Genomic DNA, 17517 nt, shown 5'->3' on the forward strand with positions numbered 1-17517 from the left:
TAAATGTCTACGGTAAGTTCCTCTTCCCACGCCAGCAAGTCTCAAGGCCTCAGTTTTTCCCGCATCTGGGATAACTACGGCATGTTGGTGGTGTTTGCTGCGCTGTTTCTGGCTTGCATGTTATTCGTGCCGAATTTCGCTACCTTCGTCAACATGAAAGGCTTGGGTTTGGCGATATCCATGTCGGGTATGGTGGCTTGCGGTATGTTGTTCTGCCTGGCTTCCGGTGATTTCGACCTGTCGGTCGCCTCGGTGATTGCCTGTGCTGGTGTTACCACCGCGGTGGTAATCAACGTCAGCGAAAGCCTGTGGTTGGGTGTGGCTGCCGGGTTAGTGCTGGGGGTGGCGTTCGGCCTGCTCAACGGGTTTGTTATCGCCAAATTAAAAATCAATGCCTTGATCACCACGTTAGCCACCATGCAGATTGTGCGCGGTCTGGCGTACATCATTTCTGATGGTAAAGCGGTCGGCATTGAAGATGAGCGTTTTTTCACGCTGGGATACGCAAACTGGCTGGGACTACCGGCACCGATCTGGCTGACGGTTTTCTGCATGGTGTTATTCGGCTTGTTGTTGAACAAGACCACCTTTGGACGCAACACGCTGGCGATCGGCGGTAATGAAGAAGCCGCACGGCTGGCTGGGGTGCCGGTGGTGCGGACCAAAATCATTATCTTCGGTTTGTCCGGGCTGGTTTCCGCAGCGGCGGGTATCATCCTGGCGTCGCGCATGACCAGTGGCCAGCCGATGACGTCGATTGGTTATGAACTGATCGTGATTTCAGCTTGCGTACTGGGCGGTGTGTCACTGAAAGGCGGTATCGGCAAGATATCCTATGTGGTCGCCGGGGTGCTGATTCTGGGGACGGTGGAAAACGCCATGAACCTGCTGAATATCTCGCCTTTTGCTCAGTATGTGGTGCGTGGCCTGATTCTGCTGGCGGCGGTGATCTTTGACCGCTACAAACAACTGGCGAAGAAAACGGTTTGATAGCCGGTAAGCGTCAGCCTGGGCTGGCGCTACCTATCACAGACGAGGATGCCTTTTCAGGAGGCCGTATGTATCACCGCATGGCGCATGAGTCCCAGCCCAACCCGTTGCTGCCCGGTTATGCGTTTAACGCCTATCTGGTCGCCGGGCTAACGCCGATTCTGGCGGGCGGGCCGCTGGATTTCTTTATCGACAGGCCGGATGGTATGAAGGGGTACATCATTAACCTGACCATCAAGGGGCAAGGCAAGGTGCTGGATGGCGATGACACCTTTTTTTGCAATCCCGGCGACCTGCTGCTGTTTCCGCCCCGGTCGCGCCACTATTACGGCCGAGCGCCCGGTAGCGACAGCTGGTATCACCGTTGGGTCTATTTCCGGCCTCGTGCTTACTGGGCTGACTGGCTGGAATGGCACAGCAAGGGGTGCGACGTCGGTCGGTTGACGTTATCCAGCACCGATTTATTGCAGGAGTTCGATAAGCTGTTCGCCAATATTGAGCAGACCCACCGTTCCGGCCGACGTTTTGCCGAAGAGCTGGCGATGAATTTGCTGGAGCGCCTGTTGCTGCGCGCGATGGAAGAAGACCCGCAAAGCCCACAACGCATTATGGATCCGCGGGTCATTGAAGCGTGCCAGTTCATTACCGGTAATCTGGCTGGGGAACTGCGCATCGATGAAGTGGCGCGTCACGTGTGTCTGTCACCGTCGCGGCTGGCGCATCTGTTCCGTGATCAAGTGGGGGTGAATATTCTGCGCTGGCGGGAAGACCAGCGGGTGATCCGCGCCAAACTGTTGCTGCAAACCACGCAGGAATCAATCGCCGCCGTCGGGCGGGTGGTCGGCTACGATGACCAGCTCTATTTTTCCCGCGTATTTCGCAAACGCGTAGGGGTTAGCCCCAGCGATTTTCGCCGTCGCAACAGCGAAATCCATCATCCGGCGTTGGAAAAAAACGCGGATACGACCCTCTGGCGGGGAGAGGCAAGCGCGCCGCACCCGTGGGTGGTCACGCCGTAACGGTCTGACGCTATTCTATCTAATGTCATTGTATCATCGGGCATGACTGCCGACGGGGGGTCATGCCGGTTTGGATAACGGAACCGTCCGATAACCATCTGTTTCCCCGGTGCTATACTAGGCGGTGCACTGCAATACAGCATAAAACGTGATTGTGGTGCACGGCCGTATTTCATGAGGATCACGGGTCTGAACACCAGAGCCGCCAATGAGGGGAAATATATGACGGATACTATCCGTGTTGGTCTGCTGGGCTATGGCTATGCCAGTAAGACATTTCATGCACCGTTGATCGCCGCTACATCAGGAATGAAACTGGCGGCGGTGTCCAGCAGTGATGCTGGGAAGGTTCAGGCTGACTGGCCCTCGATGCGGGTCGTGCGCGAACCGCAGGAGCTGTTCAACGATCCAGATATCGATCTTGTTGTGATACCCACCCCGAATGACACCCATTTCCCGTTGGCCCGTCAGGCGTTACTCGCCGGTAAGCATGTGGTCGTCGATAAACCGTTCACTGTGACGTTGTCACAAGCGCGAGAGCTACATCAGCAGGCGGAACATGCGGGTAAGCTGCTTTCTGTGTTTCATAACCGACGCTGGGACAGCGACTTTTTGACGTTGCAGCAATTGCTGAAAACCGGCGTGCTGGGCGATGTGGTGTACATGGAGTCGCATTTTGACCGTTATCGCCCGCAAGTGCGTCAGCGCTGGCGTGAAGATGGTAGTGAAGGTAGCGGTATTTGGTTTGATTTAGCGCCGCATCTGATTGATCAGGTGTTGCAGTTATTCGGTTTGCCAGTAGCGATTCAGGCTGACCTGGCGCAACTGCGGCCGGGCAGCAAAGCTACGGATTACTTCCATGCGACATTGATTTACCCTCAGCGACGCGTGGTCGTACACAGCAGTATGCTGGCGGCGGCGGAAAGTGCGCGGTATATCGTCCACGGCACCCAGGGCAGCTATGTGAAATTTGGTCTTGATCCGCAGGAAGCTCGGCTGAAAGAAGGCGAGAAGCCGCAAGCCCATAACGATTGGGGGCAGGACAGCCGCGATGGCATGTTGACGTTACATCAAGATGGCGTGCTGGTGGAACAGACGGTGCCGACCATTCCCGGACATTATCAATCCTATTACGCCGAGATTCGTGATGCGCTGCTGGGGCGTGGCGACAACCCGGTGCCGGTTGAGCAGGCCATCAAAGTGATGGAACTGATAGAGCTGGGGCTGACTTCTCATGAGCAGAAAAAGGCAATGACCCTGAAAAATAGCTAACCGGGATTCGTCATGATTTGTGACGTAAAACCTTGACTGTGGGGCAAGCTTCAGCCTTGCATTATGGGTGTTTATTGCCGATAGTAGGGCCTTGTTTAATACAGGCGATCTTAGGATCGCCTGTATTTTTTATGTCTGAGGATGCAAACACGTTATGGCATGGTTACAACGCTTAAAAATTGACAAGTTTTTGCTGGTGTTGATCGCGGTGGTGATCACCGCATCGATTTTCCCGTGTGAAGGCGCGGCCAAGGTTTTCTTTGAGAATTTGACCAATGCAGCCATCGCTCTGCTGTTCTTCATGCATGGTGCTAAGCTGTCCCGTAATGCCATCACCACCGGTATGGGCCATTGGCGTTTGCATCTGGTGGTGTTTGCCAGCACCTTCATTCTGTTCCCGCTACTGGGAATAGGTATGGCGTTTCTGTCGCCGCAGGTATTAACGCCGGGGTTGTATCTCGGTTTCCTGTATCTGTGCGCGCTGCCTGCAACTGTGCAGTCTGCCATTGCTTTTACTTCTATGGCGCGCGGCAACGTGGCTGCTGCCATTTGCAGTGCCTCGGCATCCAGTATTCTTGGGGTCTTTCTGTCGCCGGTACTGGTCGGCTTGCTGATGCATACGCAGGGCGGACAGACGGATACGCTGCACGCGATTGGCGCGATTATCATGCAACTGATGGTGCCGTTTGTCATTGGTCACCTGTCCCGTCCGCTGATTGCCGGTTGGGTTGATCGTCATCGTAAACTGATCAATATCACTGACCGGTCATCTATTCTGCTGGTGGTATATGTGGCGTTCAGTGAGGCGGTGGTGCAGGGGATCTGGCATCAAATTAATGGCTGGTCGCTGCTAGCGGTCGTCGCTTGTTCGCTGGTGCTGCTGGGCATTGTGCTGGTCTGTACTACGCTGGCGGCTCGCAAGCTGGGATTCAGTACAGAAGATGAAATCACTATCGTGTTCTGTGGTTCGAAAAAGAGCCTGGCTAACGGTATTCCGATGGCGAATGTGCTGTTTCCTGCGGCAGCAGTAGGCGCGATGGTGCTGCCGTTGATGATATTCCACCAGATCCAGCTGATGGTGTGCGCGACACTGGCACAGCGTTATGCCAAAAGAGCAGCATCAAGCGACAAGGTGACAGAGAAATAACTGGTAAGACAAGCAGTTAGGTGTAATTTTTTCATCGGTAGAGACTATCGCTAATATAGTTTCAAATTGTTATAGTCAACAAGATAAAGCTTTATTATAGTGCTTATCTGTGATGCTTCTGATGGCTCACAGAGACAAGCGCAGATACATGGAGTATCTGAATTAATCACTATTTATGAGGGACATAATGAATAAGAAAGCGTTGTTATTGCTGAGCCTGCTCAGTGCAGCCGCCACTTCTCAGGCTTATGCTGCCAACACCGAAACGTGCGTCAAAACCGATGAAAAAACCATCGCTAGCTTGTTCGACCGTTGGAACCAGTCATTGCAGACTGGCGATGCCAAAAAAGTGAACGCCAATTATGCCTCTGATGCGGTATTGTTGCCGACACTGTCTGGAAAAATACGCACGACAGACGCCGAGCGTATTGATTACTTTGAACATTTCCTGCCGAAAAAACCGGTTGGTAGCATCGATAAGCGTGTCATCAAGATCGGCTGTAATGAAGCGCTGGATACCGGGAACTACACCTTTACCTTCAGCGATAAATCGCAGGCTAAGGCCCGTTATACCTACACTTATGCTTTCAAAGATGGCAAGTGGCTTATCACCAGTCACCACTCGTCCGTCCAGCCACAAGACTGATGTGATATTGCGCTCGGTATGACGGCAACGCCGTCAGCCAGTTGAAATAAAAAAAGCGGATACCCAGGTATCCGCTTTTTACGTATTGTGTCGGGGTTAACCGGACGACATCAGGACGGTTGACGTTGCTGTACTCGCTGGCGCAGCAGTTGTTTTTCCTGTTCGGAGATAAACGCGACACGCAGACCGTTTTCCTGAGCCTGGCGAATATCATCCGGTGATAAACCGGCCTGCGGGGCGGCTATCTCATACTCGTGACGGATATCGATCCCCTGAACTGCCGGGTCATCCGTGTTGATGGTGGCTGGAATACCGTGGTGTAAAAAATGCACCAGTGGGTGCTCATTCATCGCTTTTACTGTGCTGGTTTGCAGATTGGAGGTCAGGCAGGACTCGACACCGATCTGGTGTTCAGCCATGTATTCCATCAACGCGCGATCGACGATAGCGGCTACGCCATGACCGATGCGCTCAGCACCCAGTTGTTTAATCGCCTGCCAAATGCTTTCCGGACCGGCGGCCTCGCCAGCATGGGTGGTCAGATGCCAGCCAGCATCACGGGCGCGGGTAAAATGGCTGGTGAACAGTTCGCCGGGGAAACCAAGCTCATCACCCGCCAGATCGATAGCGACGATATGGTCTTTTTGTGCCAGCAATGCATCCAATTCCTGCTCGCAGGCCTGAGTACCAAAGGTGCGGCTCATGATGCCTATCAGTCGAATCATCACGTCATGGTTATGGTCGCGGCAACCAGCGGCGATGCCGTCAATCACGGCTTCCACTACGCCTTCCAGCGGCAGTTGATGGCTGCGGGCCATGTAGTAGGGGGAAAAACGCAGTTCGGCATAATCCAGTCCGGCACGTATGGCGTCCTCAACATTTTCGTAAGCCACCCGGCGACAGGCATCCAGCGACCCCAGCACCGCCACGCCCCAATCCAGTTTTTGCAGAAAACGGAGCAGGTCGGGTTCGCTGTCGACGATCTGGACATGAGGGCGCAGTGAAGCCAGGTCGTTACCCGGCAGTTCAATAGCAAACTGGCGGCCCAATTCAAGGATGGTCTGAGGACGAATATTACCATCGAGATGGCGATGGATATCCGTCAGCGGAATGTGTGGATTAATCATGTTCTACTCTTTTTTTATTAAAAAAATCCATCAGTCAGGCGGTATTCCTCATGACGTTGACGTTATCGTCACTGCGGCGTGAGGGACAGGGTCTGATAACTCGCTGTGCAGTATAAGAATAAAGCCACTCACTTTGCTATTGATTGATAAAAAGAAATTTGTATGTCACTGCTGGCATAACACAGGTTTAGCATAAATGAGACAGTCTCGCCTGTGCATCGCGGACGGGTGAGCGACATTATGGGCGTTAACGTTGTCTACTCAATAATACGCAAGAAAAGATGGGTAGGTGAGAAACAGGCGCCCTGTTGTAGAGCGCCTGAGAGGGAGTTACGGACTGACGGACGCGTCCGGGGCGTCATCGCCTTCTTCAGGCACGTTCTCTGACGGCAGCGTGATGAACGGGGCGATAAACTCCGCTAATGGAATCTTGCGACCGTTGAAGGTGACGACACCATCGTTGTATTGCAGTGAGCTGGTGATGGCATTGTCTTTGGTCACGGTGACCTGGCTCATCTGGCCGATGTTCGCCATCAGTTGTGTCTGCTGGCGTGCCATCTGTTCCAATTGTTTTTTCTCGTCGTCAGACGAGGCTTTCGGCGCGGTTTGCACCATCAATTCGGTGACCATGTCCAACGGCACGTTAAGACGAGCATCCAGATTTTTCACCGACTGGCGAATGATCGCTTCTTCATCGGACAAATTGCCGGTTGGTGCGGCGCTTTTTTGCAACGGATCGGTCAGGTCGAGTGCCAGTGTGAAGCTACTTTCGCCTTTGGCGTTCTTCCAACTGAACGGCGTGACCTTGACGCTTGGATTGCCTTTCAGCAATTGCGGCAGGTTGTGCAGAACCAGCGCGGCCAACTGTTGGTCATAAACCTCTGGCGTAACCTGGTCGATATGCTGCAACAGCAATTGCAGGTTTTTCTGGTATTCGGTCATGAACTGGCGAGTGCCTTTGCCATCCAGCCCGGAAAAGTTGACGTTCATGTTCAGCGAACCCAGATTTTGATCGCGGAACAGCGCCGAGCCCAGCGTCAGCGTCATCTGTCCTGCCAGGTTAGCGTCATCTTCTGAGGTGTGATTGACCAGTGCGAAATCATTCAGCGCCAGGCTATCGCCCCCTTCAACGTCCAGCGCCAGTTTTTTCAGCGTTAACTTGACGTCACCAATTTCGAGATCGAACTTCCCTTTGTGGGTATCGCTGTTCAGCGCCAGGTCTTGCAACGTTAGCTTTTCATTTGTCCCTTGCAGATTGGGCTTTTCCATCGTCAGACTGGCGACATTGCCAATGACTTTACCGGCTCGCAGGTCACCTGTCAGGTCTACCGACAGGGTGGTGCCACTGAAATTGGCCTTCATGTCCGGGCTTTGAACGTCCAGTGCTTCCAGCGTAACCGCAGAGTGCGTGTCGCCACTGTAGCCGATACGGCTATTGGCGGTGATGAACGGTTTGTTTTTGGTCAGTTCAAACAGTGCTTTCACTGAGTCGGTGTTAGCCAGTTCGCTGTGCACGGCTGCCATCACCGGTTTCAGGCTAAACTGGCTGGCGGTGAGCGGGAAAGGGCCGTGGAAGACGGTGGTGTTAAACACCACTTCGTCGTTCGCAGCCAACAGATGCTGACGGGCATCAGCACCGTCTGACTGTACTACCAGGGCAACCTTGCTCGTAAATATACCGCGCTGATAGTCGCGGAAGGTTACCTTGATGCCCGCCTGTGGGTAGGCGTTTTTTAACCCGTTGTTTAGATTGTCGGCTACTTCGCCCATGTGTTGTTCAATCTGTTTACCGGTAAACCAGGAGGCTCCCCCCCAGGCTGCGGCAAGCGCAATAACGATTCCCGCTGCTACCACTGTTTTTTTGGTCACGCTATATGTTTCCTTGTTGATGTGCGGTGTTGTATCCCTCATCGGGGGAGTAAATAAATCGCTTTATACCACTAAAGGTTGGTTATAGACGCGGGCAATCTGACCCTGGCCCAGAACCTGAACCGGTGATTCGCTGGCGGAAATAAAGCAGGACTCACCTGGCAGCAGCTTGACCTGTTTCGTTCCTTTTTCCAGCACCGCCTGCCCCTCGACGCAAAAGATTATCGCCGCGCTCTGTTGGCTGAGCGTTTGTGGCGCATCCGTAAGATAATGCAGTGAAAAAGCAAAGTCATCGACCGGAATAGGGAAACTCAGCTCATTGGCCGTTTTTATTGGCGAGGTGAGCAAAGAGGCGGCAGGTTTCGATTCGAAGCGGACGTTGGCGAGCAACTCGGGGATATCAATATACTTGGGTGTCAGGCCCGCGCGCAGAACGTTGTCTGAATTGGCCATCACTTCCAGCGCTACGCCCTGTAGGTAAGCATGAGGTGTTTCGGCATACAGGAACATGGCTTCGCCGGGTTTCAGGGTGACGACATTCAGCAAGAGTGGGGAGAACAGGCCACCATCATCAGGGTAAAACTGCGCAATAAAGCGGATGGTATCCCAGGGCTCGCCGTGTTGACTATTCAGCACGCGTTTCAGTTCGGCAATAGCCGATGCTTTCTGGTCGCCGCTCATGCTCAACAGGCTAGAGAACAGCGTGGTCAGGGTCTGGCTATCAGGGTGTTGTAAAAACGCGGTGATCGCGGGATGGGCATCAGCCAGGGGTTGCAGCAGATTGGCAATCTCGGTCAGCTCGCGAAAGCCGTTCATCGCCAGATAGGGCGTAAGCGCGAAAACCAGCTCCGGTTTATGGTTGGCGTCTTTGTAATTGCGTTGAGGAGAATCCAGCGCGATACCGGCGGCATTTTCCCTGGCGAATCCTGCCTCGGCGGCGGATTTATTGGGATGTACCTGAATCGATAGCGGTTGTTCAGCGCACAATACCTTGAACAGGAACGGCAACTCACCAAAGCGCTGAGCGACCGCATTACCCAGAAAACCGGGTTGATCGCTATTGATCAATTCCCGCAAGTTGTGCGCTTGGCCGTGCTCGTCAAGCAGCAAGGAGCTGCTTTTCGGATGTGCGCCCATCCACAGCTCCGCCATTGGACGATCGTCCGGGTTTTCAACCCCATACAGTTCAGTGAGCGCATGTTTACTGCCCCAGGCGTAATTCTGCACACTGTTGCGCATTTTTTGCATAATATTTTCTCGTCATTAAACAGATTGTTAATTTCCATAACGGCGACGGTAGAAACTCCGGTGAAAGGGGGGCACCGTCTTAATGCACGCCATGTTAATGCTTTATATGCCATGATTCCAGAAGGGTAAAAATTCGCACTCATCTGAAAGTGACTTGTTTTACAAAGGAGAAAACCATGTCAGACACGCGCATCGAAAAAGACTCTATGGGGCCGATTGCCGTACCGGCCGCACACCTCTGGGGGGCGCAAACCCAGCGTTCGCTGGAGCATTTTCGTATTTCGGAAGAGAAAATGCCAAGAGCGCTGATCGTGGCGCTGGCGCAAACCAAGCGGGCGGCCGCCCGCGTTAATATGGATCTGGGGCTGTTACCTGCCGATAAGGGTAACGCTATTCTTCAGGCCGCAGATGAGGTGCTGAACGGAGTGCACTCTAGTGAATTCCCGCTGGCTATTTGGCAAACCGGCTCCGGCACCCAGACCAATATGAATATGAATGAAGTGCTGGCGAATCGGGCCAGTGAAATATTGGGCGGTGTGCGGGGTAACGAACGGCTGGTGCACCCAAATGATGATGTCAATAAAAGCCAGAGCTCTAACGATGTTTTCCCCACCGCGATGCATGTGGCGGCGGTCACTGTGGTGCGGGAACACCTGATCCCTGAGCTGAACGTGTTGCAGCAAACGCTGGCGGATAAAGCTGCACAATTCGCCGATATCGTCAAAATCGGCCGCACCCATTTGCAGGATGCCACGCCGTTGACATTGGGGCAGGAAATTTCCGGTTGGGTGGCAATGCTGGCGCACAACCTGCGTCATATTGAAAACAGTATTCCGCACTTGTGCGAACTGGCGTTGGGCGGCACCGCGGTTGGCACCGGATTAAATACGCATCCGGAATACGCGGTGCGGGTGGCGGCGGAACTGGCGTCGCTGACCGGTCACCCGTTTGTTACCGCGCCGAACAAGTTTGAAGCGTTAGCCACCTGCGACGCACTGGTTCACGGGCACGGTGCGTTGAAAGGGCTGGCGGCATCGTTGATGAAGGTCGCTAACGATGTTCGCTGGCTGGCGTCCGGGCCTCGTTGCGGTATCGGTGAAATCGCCATTCCAGAAAACGAGCCGGGCAGCTCCATCATGCCAGGCAAAGTCAATCCGACGCAGTGTGAAGCCATGACTATGCTGTGTTGCCAGGTGATGGGGAATGATGTGGCGGTAAACATGGGCGGCGCGTCCGGTAATTTCGAATTGAACGTGTTCCGGCCGATGGTGATCCACAACTTCCTGCAGTCGGTACGGTTGCTCGCTGACGGCATGGAGAGTTTCAACGAGCATTGTGCGGTGGGGATTGAACCCAATCGCGAGCGCATCAACCAGTTGTTGAATGAGTCGCTGATGCTGGTGACCGCGCTCAATACGCACATCGGTTATGACAAAGCGGCGGAAATCGCCAAAAAAGCCCATAAAGAAGGGCTGACGCTGAAAGCGTCGGCGTTGAAGCTGGGCTACCTGACCGAAGAACAGTTCACCCAGTGGGTACGTCCGGAAGACATGGTTGGCAGTATGAAGTCTTAACGCTCACATACCGTCATCGGTATACAGATGCAGCCGGGGGATCAATAACCGTAAGGGTTTGGCTTTGGGGCGATGCCGGTGCTGAATGTTATCGGCATCGTAGTCATTCAGTTCACCCATCACGGGTATGGTGTCATCGCGGCATAACACCAGTAACGGCGAAGGGCAGGGATACTGCACCTGCTTCTGCTGTTCCTGATACCAGACTCTGGCGATAGGCTGCACTTTTACTGGTCGTTTTATTTTCAGCGACGCCTGCTCCGGCAGGCGTTTTACATCACGAATTTCCTGCTCCAGCAGCGATGCCCATTGTTCCTTGCTGTACGGTGCCTGGCTACGCCCGGCGTGCAGGCTTTTTTCCAGCTTTTCCAGCAACGCATCACGGGTAACATTGTTGATGATGTTCTTATTTGCCCAGCCAAATCGCACCGATGTCGGGTCAACCAACAGGGTAATGCTGCGGTAGGCACTGAGCGTGATCAGTCCTTTTAAGTGCGTATGAACAAAATCGAAGCGCTGCTCTGGCTCCAACCCGGACTCCACCGTAATGATCCGTTCCAGCTCTTTTTTCCTGGTATTGATATCGGTAATTAACTGGTGTGCCTGACGGTATTCAGGCTGATCAACCCGAAAGCACAGTACACCGGGCAGGCGAATCGCCGCTTTGCTGCTGACGGTTTCTGCATGATGATGAATAAACAGGTGACGAAAATGCTGCAAGCCGATGTCGCGTGCGTCATCACCGGTGACCGACGTGACCTGAATCTGTGTGATGGGATCGTGCTCCGTGCCTTTCTCTACCGGTGGAAGGGTAAAGGCATATCCACCAGCAAAGCGAAAGGTCCGAAACAACTGATGCATTTCGGACAATTGTGCTTCAAGGGTGGTGAAGCAATGATTCATTCTCTCAATCAGGTCATAAGCCGCCATTCATTACACTCTTTTTAGTTACAACATACTTATGGATTCTATCCTAAACGCTCAGTTTAGCAACCAGCTTCACGATTGTTTTAACAGCGGGAAAAGCGGAGAGCGACGGTGGGGGACTCACCGGCCTATGTGGTCAGGTCCGGTGAGTTGAAATAATACCATAAGTGCTGAATTACACTGTGTTTTTCAGGGACTTCAGTTTCCATCCGATCCACAGTGCCAGTATCAGCAGGCATGACAGAAACAGCACTAAACCCGTCCAACCGTAGTGATACCAGAAGAAACCGCCGGAGGTGCCAGCCAGGCTCGACCCCAGATAATAACAGAACAGATATTGGGATGATGCCTGGCCTCTGGCCCGCAGCGCCCGCACGCCAATCCAGCTACTGGCGACCGAATGGGAAGCAAAAAAACCGGCGGCAAAGAGCATCATCCCGACGAACATGACCAGCAGCGAGCTGAACAGGGTCAACAACAGTCCGGACAACATCAGGGCAACACTGCCGACCAGCACCGGCCCCCGACCAAAGCGGGCGATCATCGCCCCCGCGCGCGGGGAGGCGTAGCTACCGGTCAGGTAGACTACCGACAACAATCCTACGACAGTCTGACTTAAGTTATAGGGGGCACCCAGCAACCGATAACCAATGTAGTTGAACAGGGTGACAAAAGTCCCCATCAGCAGGAAGCCCTCGGCGAACAGCAACGGCAAGCCTGCGTCACGCCAATGCAGGCGGACATTGATCCACAGTGTTTTAGGCCGCAATGAACCTGCACGAAAATGGCGGGAGTCAGGCAATATCCGCCAAAATGTCAGCGAGGCCAACAGCGCGACAACACCGATGCTGGCAACAGAGACTCGCCAGTTGAAAAAATCGGTAATAACCCCGGTCAGCAGGCGTCCGCTCATGCCGCCAATAGAGTTGCCGCTGATGTATAGCCCCATGGAGAACGCCACCACGCTGGGATGAATCTCCTCGCTCAGATACGTCATTGCCACCGCGGCTACGCCACTGAGTGATAAACCGACCAGCGCTCGCATAGCCAGTAGCCCGGTCCAGTTCGTCATCATCGAACCAATCAGGGTACAGACCGAGGCCAGCAGCAGGGATACCACCATCACATTTTTACGACCGATGGTGTCCGACAGCGGGCCGGTAAATAACAGCCCGACCGCCATGGTAATGGTGGAGACAGAGAGCGACAGGCTACTGGTCGCCGGTGACACACCAAACGCCTGCGACAGTACCGGCAATATCGGTTGTACGCAGTACAGTAAGGCAAACGTTGCCAGACCGGCGGAAAACAGAGCCAGTGTGACGCGAATGAACGTTGGCGTACCTCGGGTGATAAATGGATTTTTACAAACAGGCGCTTGGGTGTCGCGTCGAGATTGGATGTCATCGGTGACAGAAACGGACATTCCTTGTGCAGACAGCGGGGTACTCAAAATCAATCCTTATCCGGAAAAAATACGGCAAAAGCATCAGTGAGCGCATCATAGATTTGGCCTGATTGTTTTGTATAATATATTAATCATTAATAATGATATTTTATAAATATGAATATCGAACTCAGACATTTACGCTACTTTATCGCTGTAGCAGAAGAACTTCATTTTGGGCGAGCGGCTGAAAAGCTGCATATCTCCCAACCGCCGCTCAGTCAGCAGATACAGGCGCTGGAAGAAAAGATTGGTGCTCAACTGCTGGATCGAAATAATCGTAACGTGCGGCTGACCCAGGCAGGCGAGCTGTTTTTGAAGGAAGCCTGGGCCATCATCAATCAGGTTAATCAGGCAGCGGAACGCGCCGCTCGTATCCAACGAGGGGAAATTGGGGAACTCAATATCGGTTTCACCTCATCGGCACCTTTCGTCAAACAGGTGTCGCGCAGTTTGTTGCAGTTTCGTCAGCATTATCCCGAAGTGCATATCCAAATGCTGGAGATCAACACCAAGCAGCAGATTGAGCCGCTACTTGACGGCAAACTGGACCTGGGGGTAATGCGCAACAATCCGTTGCCGGAACCACTACGTCATCAGTTGTTGCTGCATGAGCCGATGGTTGCGGTGGTGCATGAAGAACATCCGCTTGCTGCCGCCCCTGGTGGTCACATCAGTATTCAGCAGTTAGCCAATGAGCCGTTTGTATTTTTCGCCCGAGAAGTCGGGACCGCGTTGTACGACGAAGTGCTAACGTTGCTCAAGAAATACGGCATTACCCCGTACATCACTCAGGAAGTCGGCGAAGCGATGACCATTATCGGGCTGGTGTCTTCCGGCCTGGGGGTGTCTCTGCTACCGGCTTCATTCCGCCGTATTCGGGTGGATGGCGTCAAATATCTGTCGCTGCAAGAGAAAGACGCTATCAGTGAAATGTGGTTAGTTACCCATCAACACCGGCCGTTGAACACCGCAGCTCAAACGCTGATCACACTTATGCTGGGCAGTACCGTCAAAAATATGTGCAGTTAATCACATATCGAATCAAATATTTGACGGCTATTTACAAAAGCTCCACCATAGCCTCAGTTTTTTATTTTACAGCGTAAAAAATACTGATTACGCCTAGTCGCAGGAGCCGTTTCAGAGTGATTGTCAGTGGTCAGCCGGGACACATCGATCAGATTAAACAGATGAATGCAGGTGGCGTTTATCGCCTGATCGATGAACATGGCCCCATCTCCCGCATCGAGTTGTCAAAACAGGCCCAGCTTGCTCCTGCCAGCATTACCAAAATTGTGCGCGAACTGATGGAGGCCCATCTGGTACGGGAAACCGAGTATCAGGAAATGGGCAGCCGCGGGCGACCAGCCATCGGCTTGGTTTTGGATACCGAAGCCTGGCACTACCTGTCGGTACGGATCAGCAACCAGGTCATGACGTTGGCTCTGCGTGATCTCAGCGGTCATCTGGTTGTGGAAGATCAGGTTGATTTACCTAAAGAGCATCCTCAGTCATTGCTTGACCGCATACTGATTGAAATCGACCAGTTTTTTATTCGTCACCAGCGCAAACTGGAACGGCTGACGGCGATTGCCATCACGTCGCCGGGTATGGTGGATTCATCCACTGGCATAATTCATCGGATGCCGTTTTACGACGTGGAAGAGATGGAGATCGGCCCGGCGCTGGAAAAACGTACCGGCGTGCCGGTTTACTTACAGCATGATATCTGCGCCTGGACGATGGCAGAGGCGCTATTCGGCGCATCTCGCGGTTGCCAAAACGTCATCCAGATTGTCATTGACCATAACGTTGGTGCCGGTGTGATTACTGGTGGCCGCATCCTACATGCGGGTAGCCGAACACTGGTGGAAATTGGTCATACCCAGGTCGACCCTTACGGCAAGCGTTGCTATTGCGGTAATCACGGTTGTCTGGAAACTGTCGCTAGCATAGAGAGTATGCTGGAGCTGGCTCAGCAGCGCCTGAAAGGGTCAATGAGTTCGCTACTGCACGGCTCGCCATTAACCGTTGAGTCTTTATGCGACGCGGCGCTGAAGGGGGATCAACTGGCGAAAGATATCATTGTGGATGTCGGCAATAACGTGGGGCGTATTACCGCCATCATGGTTAATTTGTTCAATCCGGAAAAAATTCTGATCGGTTCGCCGCTGAATCAGGCCGCGGATATCCTGTATCCTGCCATTATCGACTGTATTCGCCGTCAGGCATTGCCAGCTTACAGTCACCACCTGCAGGTGACGTCCACCCATTTCTATAATCAGGGAACCGTACCTGGTGCGGCGCTCATCAAGGATGCACTCTATAACGGCTCCTTGCTAATTAAACTGATGCAAGGCTAATCAACTGCTTAATCACGATGTGGTTTCCCGTTGACCGACAAAACATTGCGCTAACGCAAGCCGCTCTGGCGGCCCATCCCCTAGACTTTGGACTCATAGTAAGTGTTTTGAGGTTTATTGTTCAGGTGGGGCCTGCTGGAGTGGTGTTTTCATGTTAAAGCGTATGTTTGTTACAGGAACGGATACTGCCGTGGGGAAAACGGTGGTGTCGAAGGCGTTATTACAGGCGCTGACGAAAACGGGCAAAACCGTCGTGGGTTATAAACCTGTTGCCAAGAGCTGTACGGAAACCGAAGAGGGATTGCGCAACAAAGATGCGCTGGTGTTACAGGAAGCGTCGTCGATCCCATTAACCTACCAGCAGGTCAATCCTGTGTCGTTGCAGGAAGATGAGATCAGTGCCAGCGAGCTGGAGATCAATTACTGCGCGATGACCGAGGGGTTGAACCAACTGAGTGAATTGTCGGATATGGTTATCGTCGAAGGCAGCGGCGGCTGGCGTACCCTGATGAACGATATGCGAACTTATTCGGAGTGGGTCGTTCAGGAGCAATTGCCGGTTGTGCTGGTGGTGGGGATCAAGCTCGGTTGCATTAACCATGCGCTGTTGACGGCGCAAGCCGTTATTAACGATGGGCTGCCGCTGGTGGGTTGGGTGGCGAACCGTATTAATCCGGGGCTGGCCAACTATGCTGAAATCATTCACGCTCTGCGCGAAAAAATCCCCGCGCCTCAATTGGGGGAATTACCGTATCTGCCTCGTGCCGAACAGCGTGACTTGTCCGCTTATATTGACCTTTCCGCGATAAAGCAGTCGTTCTAAATCTGGTCAACATGCCCTGTTTGTTATCTTAAAGAGCAGGGCATGTTTGATAGTTGCATCAGGTTATCCATCAAACCCAGTCAGCGAGGTTTGCCGGTCGGTGCCACAGATTGGGGCAGCACATCGGAGTCATCGGACAGGCGGACATAGACAATTTTTTGCGTATCCTGTTCGCAATGACCAACAACCTGCCCACCATGCTGGCTAACCTGATCATTAGGCACAATATCCAGCTCAAAACCCGACGCAGGTACACCGTTCGCGATAATCTTGCGGGCAATATCATCACGAACGCGCTCGCAGGAGGCTTGCACCATTAGTGGTGTAAACAACAGTAACAGCGTACCGGTGAGCATTACTTTCTTCATCATATCCTCCTGACGATTCGACGGATTTATCCACCCAGTAATAAGCTGATAAATCCGTAGCCGGATGAGGTGAACGATCAGGGCGTTACCGGGCGGCCAGAGCGACGGTCAAGGCAACGTAATGAATTGGGTTCCCAATACGCATTGAAATTAGAGCTGGCTTTACATTTTTCTTCCAGCGCTTCAGCCCTATCCGCCTTGTCGAAATCTCTGTCAGCCTTGTCGACCCGCTTTTCAAGATGCTTGTTGAGTTTATTACGCAAAGTGCGTGTTTCGTTCCAATCTTCACTGCTCTGACGCGCAGCTTCTTTGGATAACGCACTGTTACCGTTATCAATAATGATATGTTGTGCTGCCTGTACAGACTGGCAGAGACTCAGACTAAACAGCGATGAAGTAAGAAGAAAGAGTAAGTTACGTGTTTTTTTCTGCATGTTTCACCCAGACAGGAATTTCTGTAAATACGATCGTTGTCATAACCAAGAATCATAACGGTGACTATAGCATCCGCTGCCATAACCAAACTATAACCGACCCGAAATATTCAAGAAAACGCCCTCGCTGACCCGTACATACTTAGCGGCGCGGGTCTATTCCTGAATAATAACAAACGGGCGAAGAGCCTATCTCAATAGGCGCTAAAGAGGTTGTGATGGTTTTCTCCTTGCGCCCGATGTTGGTGTACGACGTGGCA

16 protein-coding genes are annotated in these 17517 nt (G+C 52.9%); 9 read left to right on the plus strand and 7 right to left on the minus strand.

Features of this window, described 5'->3' with window-relative positions:
- Positions 1–3: 3 nt before the first annotated feature.
- The 5 genes from araH (at position 4) to OB87_RS07230 (ending at position 5074) form a co-directional block, all read left to right on the plus strand.
- Entirely contained in the window at positions 4–990 is a 987-nt protein-coding gene (araH, locus tag OB87_RS07210; RefSeq protein WP_033568770.1) for an L-arabinose ABC transporter permease AraH, read from the plus strand.
- 68 nt (positions 991–1058) lie between these two features.
- Positions 1059–2009: an arabinose operon transcriptional regulator AraC gene (gene araC / locus OB87_RS07215; RefSeq protein ID WP_033568771.1), complete on the plus strand. Its 951-nt coding sequence runs from the start codon at positions 1059–1061 to the stop codon at positions 2007–2009.
- 222 nt (positions 2010–2231) lie between these two features.
- Positions 2232–3281, plus strand: coding sequence for an oxidoreductase (locus OB87_RS07220; RefSeq protein WP_033568772.1), 1050 nt, complete (start codon positions 2232–2234; stop codon positions 3279–3281).
- A gap of 154 nt (positions 3282–3435) precedes the next feature.
- Positions 3436–4428: a bile acid:sodium symporter family protein gene (locus OB87_RS07225; RefSeq protein WP_033568773.1), complete on the plus strand. Its 993-nt coding sequence runs from the start codon at positions 3436–3438 to the stop codon at positions 4426–4428.
- Positions 4429–4615: 187 nt separating this feature from the next.
- The gene (locus tag OB87_RS07230; RefSeq protein WP_033568774.1) at positions 4616–5074 is read left to right on the plus strand and encodes an SgcJ/EcaC family oxidoreductase; all 459 of its coding nucleotides are present in this window, start codon (positions 4616–4618) and stop codon (positions 5072–5074) included.
- 110 nt (positions 5075–5184) lie between these two features.
- On the opposite strand, the gene add is transcribed toward OB87_RS07230, so the two are convergent.
- The 3 genes from add to manA all read right to left on the minus strand — a co-directional run bounded on the left by add (position 5185) and on the right by manA (position 9318).
- Positions 5185–6201 carry an adenosine deaminase gene (add, locus tag OB87_RS07235; RefSeq protein ID WP_033568775.1) on the minus strand — a complete coding sequence of 339 codons (1017 nt, stop codon included), beginning with the start codon at positions 6199–6201 and terminating at the stop codon, positions 5185–5187.
- A gap of 330 nt (positions 6202–6531) precedes the next feature.
- On the minus strand, positions 6532–8070 hold the full coding sequence (locus OB87_RS07240; protein ID WP_033568776.1) for a YdgA family protein: 1539 nt from the start codon (positions 8068–8070) through the stop codon (positions 6532–6534).
- Positions 8071–8133: 63 nt separating this feature from the next.
- Entirely contained in the window at positions 8134–9318 is a 1185-nt protein-coding gene (gene manA / locus OB87_RS07245; RefSeq protein WP_033568777.1) for a mannose-6-phosphate isomerase, read from the minus strand.
- A gap of 176 nt (positions 9319–9494) precedes the next feature.
- Here manA and fumC point away from each other — a divergent pair, with 176 nt between their 5' ends.
- The gene (gene fumC / locus OB87_RS07250) at positions 9495–10892 is read left to right on the plus strand and encodes a class II fumarate hydratase (RefSeq protein WP_033568778.1); all 1398 of its coding nucleotides are present in this window, start codon (positions 9495–9497) and stop codon (positions 10890–10892) included.
- 3 nt (positions 10893–10895) lie between these two features.
- Here the strand turns inward: fumC and tus are convergent, their stop codons facing one another.
- Both tus and OB87_RS07260 read right to left on the minus strand, forming a co-directional pair.
- Positions 10896–11822, minus strand: a complete 927-nt coding sequence (gene tus, locus OB87_RS07255; protein ID WP_033568779.1) for a DNA replication terminus site-binding protein — start codon at positions 11820–11822, stop codon at positions 10896–10898.
- A 172-nt stretch (positions 11823–11994) separates the two neighbouring features.
- A complete protein-coding gene (locus OB87_RS07260) occupies positions 11995–13245 on the minus strand; it encodes an MFS transporter (protein ID WP_033568780.1) in 1251 nt (416 codons plus the stop codon).
- A gap of 138 nt (positions 13246–13383) precedes the next feature.
- Here OB87_RS07260 and OB87_RS07265 point away from each other — a divergent pair, with 138 nt between their 5' ends.
- From OB87_RS07265 to bioD, 3 genes are all read left to right on the plus strand, one after another.
- Positions 13384–14298 carry a LysR family transcriptional regulator gene (locus tag OB87_RS07265; RefSeq protein WP_033568781.1) on the plus strand — a complete coding sequence of 305 codons (915 nt, stop codon included), beginning with the start codon at positions 13384–13386 and terminating at the stop codon, positions 14296–14298.
- Between the two features lie 116 nt (positions 14299–14414).
- Positions 14415–15632: a sugar metabolism global transcriptional regulator Mlc gene (gene mlc, locus OB87_RS07270; RefSeq protein WP_033568782.1), complete on the plus strand. Its 1218-nt coding sequence runs from the start codon at positions 14415–14417 to the stop codon at positions 15630–15632.
- 151 nt (positions 15633–15783) lie between these two features.
- The gene (bioD, locus tag OB87_RS07275; RefSeq protein WP_033568783.1) at positions 15784–16455 is read left to right on the plus strand and encodes a dethiobiotin synthase; all 672 of its coding nucleotides are present in this window, start codon (positions 15784–15786) and stop codon (positions 16453–16455) included.
- 80 nt (positions 16456–16535) lie between these two features.
- Here bioD and OB87_RS07280 read toward each other — a convergent pair whose 3' ends face one another.
- Together OB87_RS07280 and OB87_RS07285 are read right to left on the minus strand one after the other, a co-directional pair.
- Entirely contained in the window at positions 16536–16823 is a 288-nt protein-coding gene (locus OB87_RS07280; RefSeq protein ID WP_050515668.1) for a DUF1161 domain-containing protein, read from the minus strand.
- Between the two features lie 77 nt (positions 16824–16900).
- Positions 16901–17257: a DUF1283 family protein gene (locus tag OB87_RS07285; protein WP_033568784.1), complete on the minus strand. Its 357-nt coding sequence runs from the start codon at positions 17255–17257 to the stop codon at positions 16901–16903.
- Positions 17258–17517: the final 260 nt, after the last annotated feature.

Source organism: Dickeya undicola (assembly GCF_000784735.1).
In the GTDB taxonomy this organism is placed as follows: Bacteria; Pseudomonadota; Gammaproteobacteria; order Enterobacterales; family Enterobacteriaceae; genus Dickeya; species Dickeya undicola.

Excerpts from the sequence above, each read along its gene's own strand:
- araH (WP_033568770.1), top strand. The coding sequence starts at position 4 with ATGTCTACGGTAAGTTCCTCTTCCCACGCCAGCAAGTCTCAAGGCCTC.
- araC (WP_033568771.1), top strand. The coding sequence starts at position 1,059 with ATGTATCACCGCATGGCGCATGAGTCCCAGCCCAACCCGTTGCTGCCC.
- OB87_RS07220 (WP_033568772.1), top strand. The coding sequence starts at position 2,232 with ATGACGGATACTATCCGTGTTGGTCTGCTGGGCTATGGCTATGCCAGT.
- OB87_RS07225 (WP_033568773.1), top strand. The coding sequence starts at position 3,436 with ATGGCATGGTTACAACGCTTAAAAATTGACAAGTTTTTGCTGGTGTTG.
- OB87_RS07230 (WP_033568774.1), top strand. The coding sequence starts at position 4,616 with ATGAATAAGAAAGCGTTGTTATTGCTGAGCCTGCTCAGTGCAGCCGCC.
- add (WP_033568775.1), bottom strand. The coding sequence starts at position 6,201 with ATGATTAATCCACACATTCCGCTGACGGATATCCATCGCCATCTCGAT.
- manA (WP_033568777.1), bottom strand. The coding sequence starts at position 9,318 with ATGCAAAAAATGCGCAACAGTGTGCAGAATTACGCCTGGGGCAGTAAA.
- fumC (WP_033568778.1), top strand. The coding sequence starts at position 9,495 with ATGTCAGACACGCGCATCGAAAAAGACTCTATGGGGCCGATTGCCGTA.
- tus (WP_033568779.1), bottom strand. The coding sequence starts at position 11,822 with ATGGCGGCTTATGACCTGATTGAGAGAATGAATCATTGCTTCACCACC.
- OB87_RS07260 (WP_033568780.1), bottom strand. The coding sequence starts at position 13,245 with ATGTCCGTTTCTGTCACCGATGACATCCAATCTCGACGCGACACCCAA.
- OB87_RS07265 (WP_033568781.1), top strand. The coding sequence starts at position 13,384 with ATGAATATCGAACTCAGACATTTACGCTACTTTATCGCTGTAGCAGAA.
- bioD (WP_033568783.1), top strand. The coding sequence starts at position 15,784 with ATGTTAAAGCGTATGTTTGTTACAGGAACGGATACTGCCGTGGGGAAA.
- OB87_RS07280 (WP_050515668.1), bottom strand. The coding sequence starts at position 16,823 with ATGAAGAAAGTAATGCTCACCGGTACGCTGTTACTGTTGTTTACACCA.
- OB87_RS07285 (WP_033568784.1), bottom strand. The coding sequence starts at position 17,257 with ATGCAGAAAAAAACACGTAACTTACTCTTTCTTCTTACTTCATCGCTG.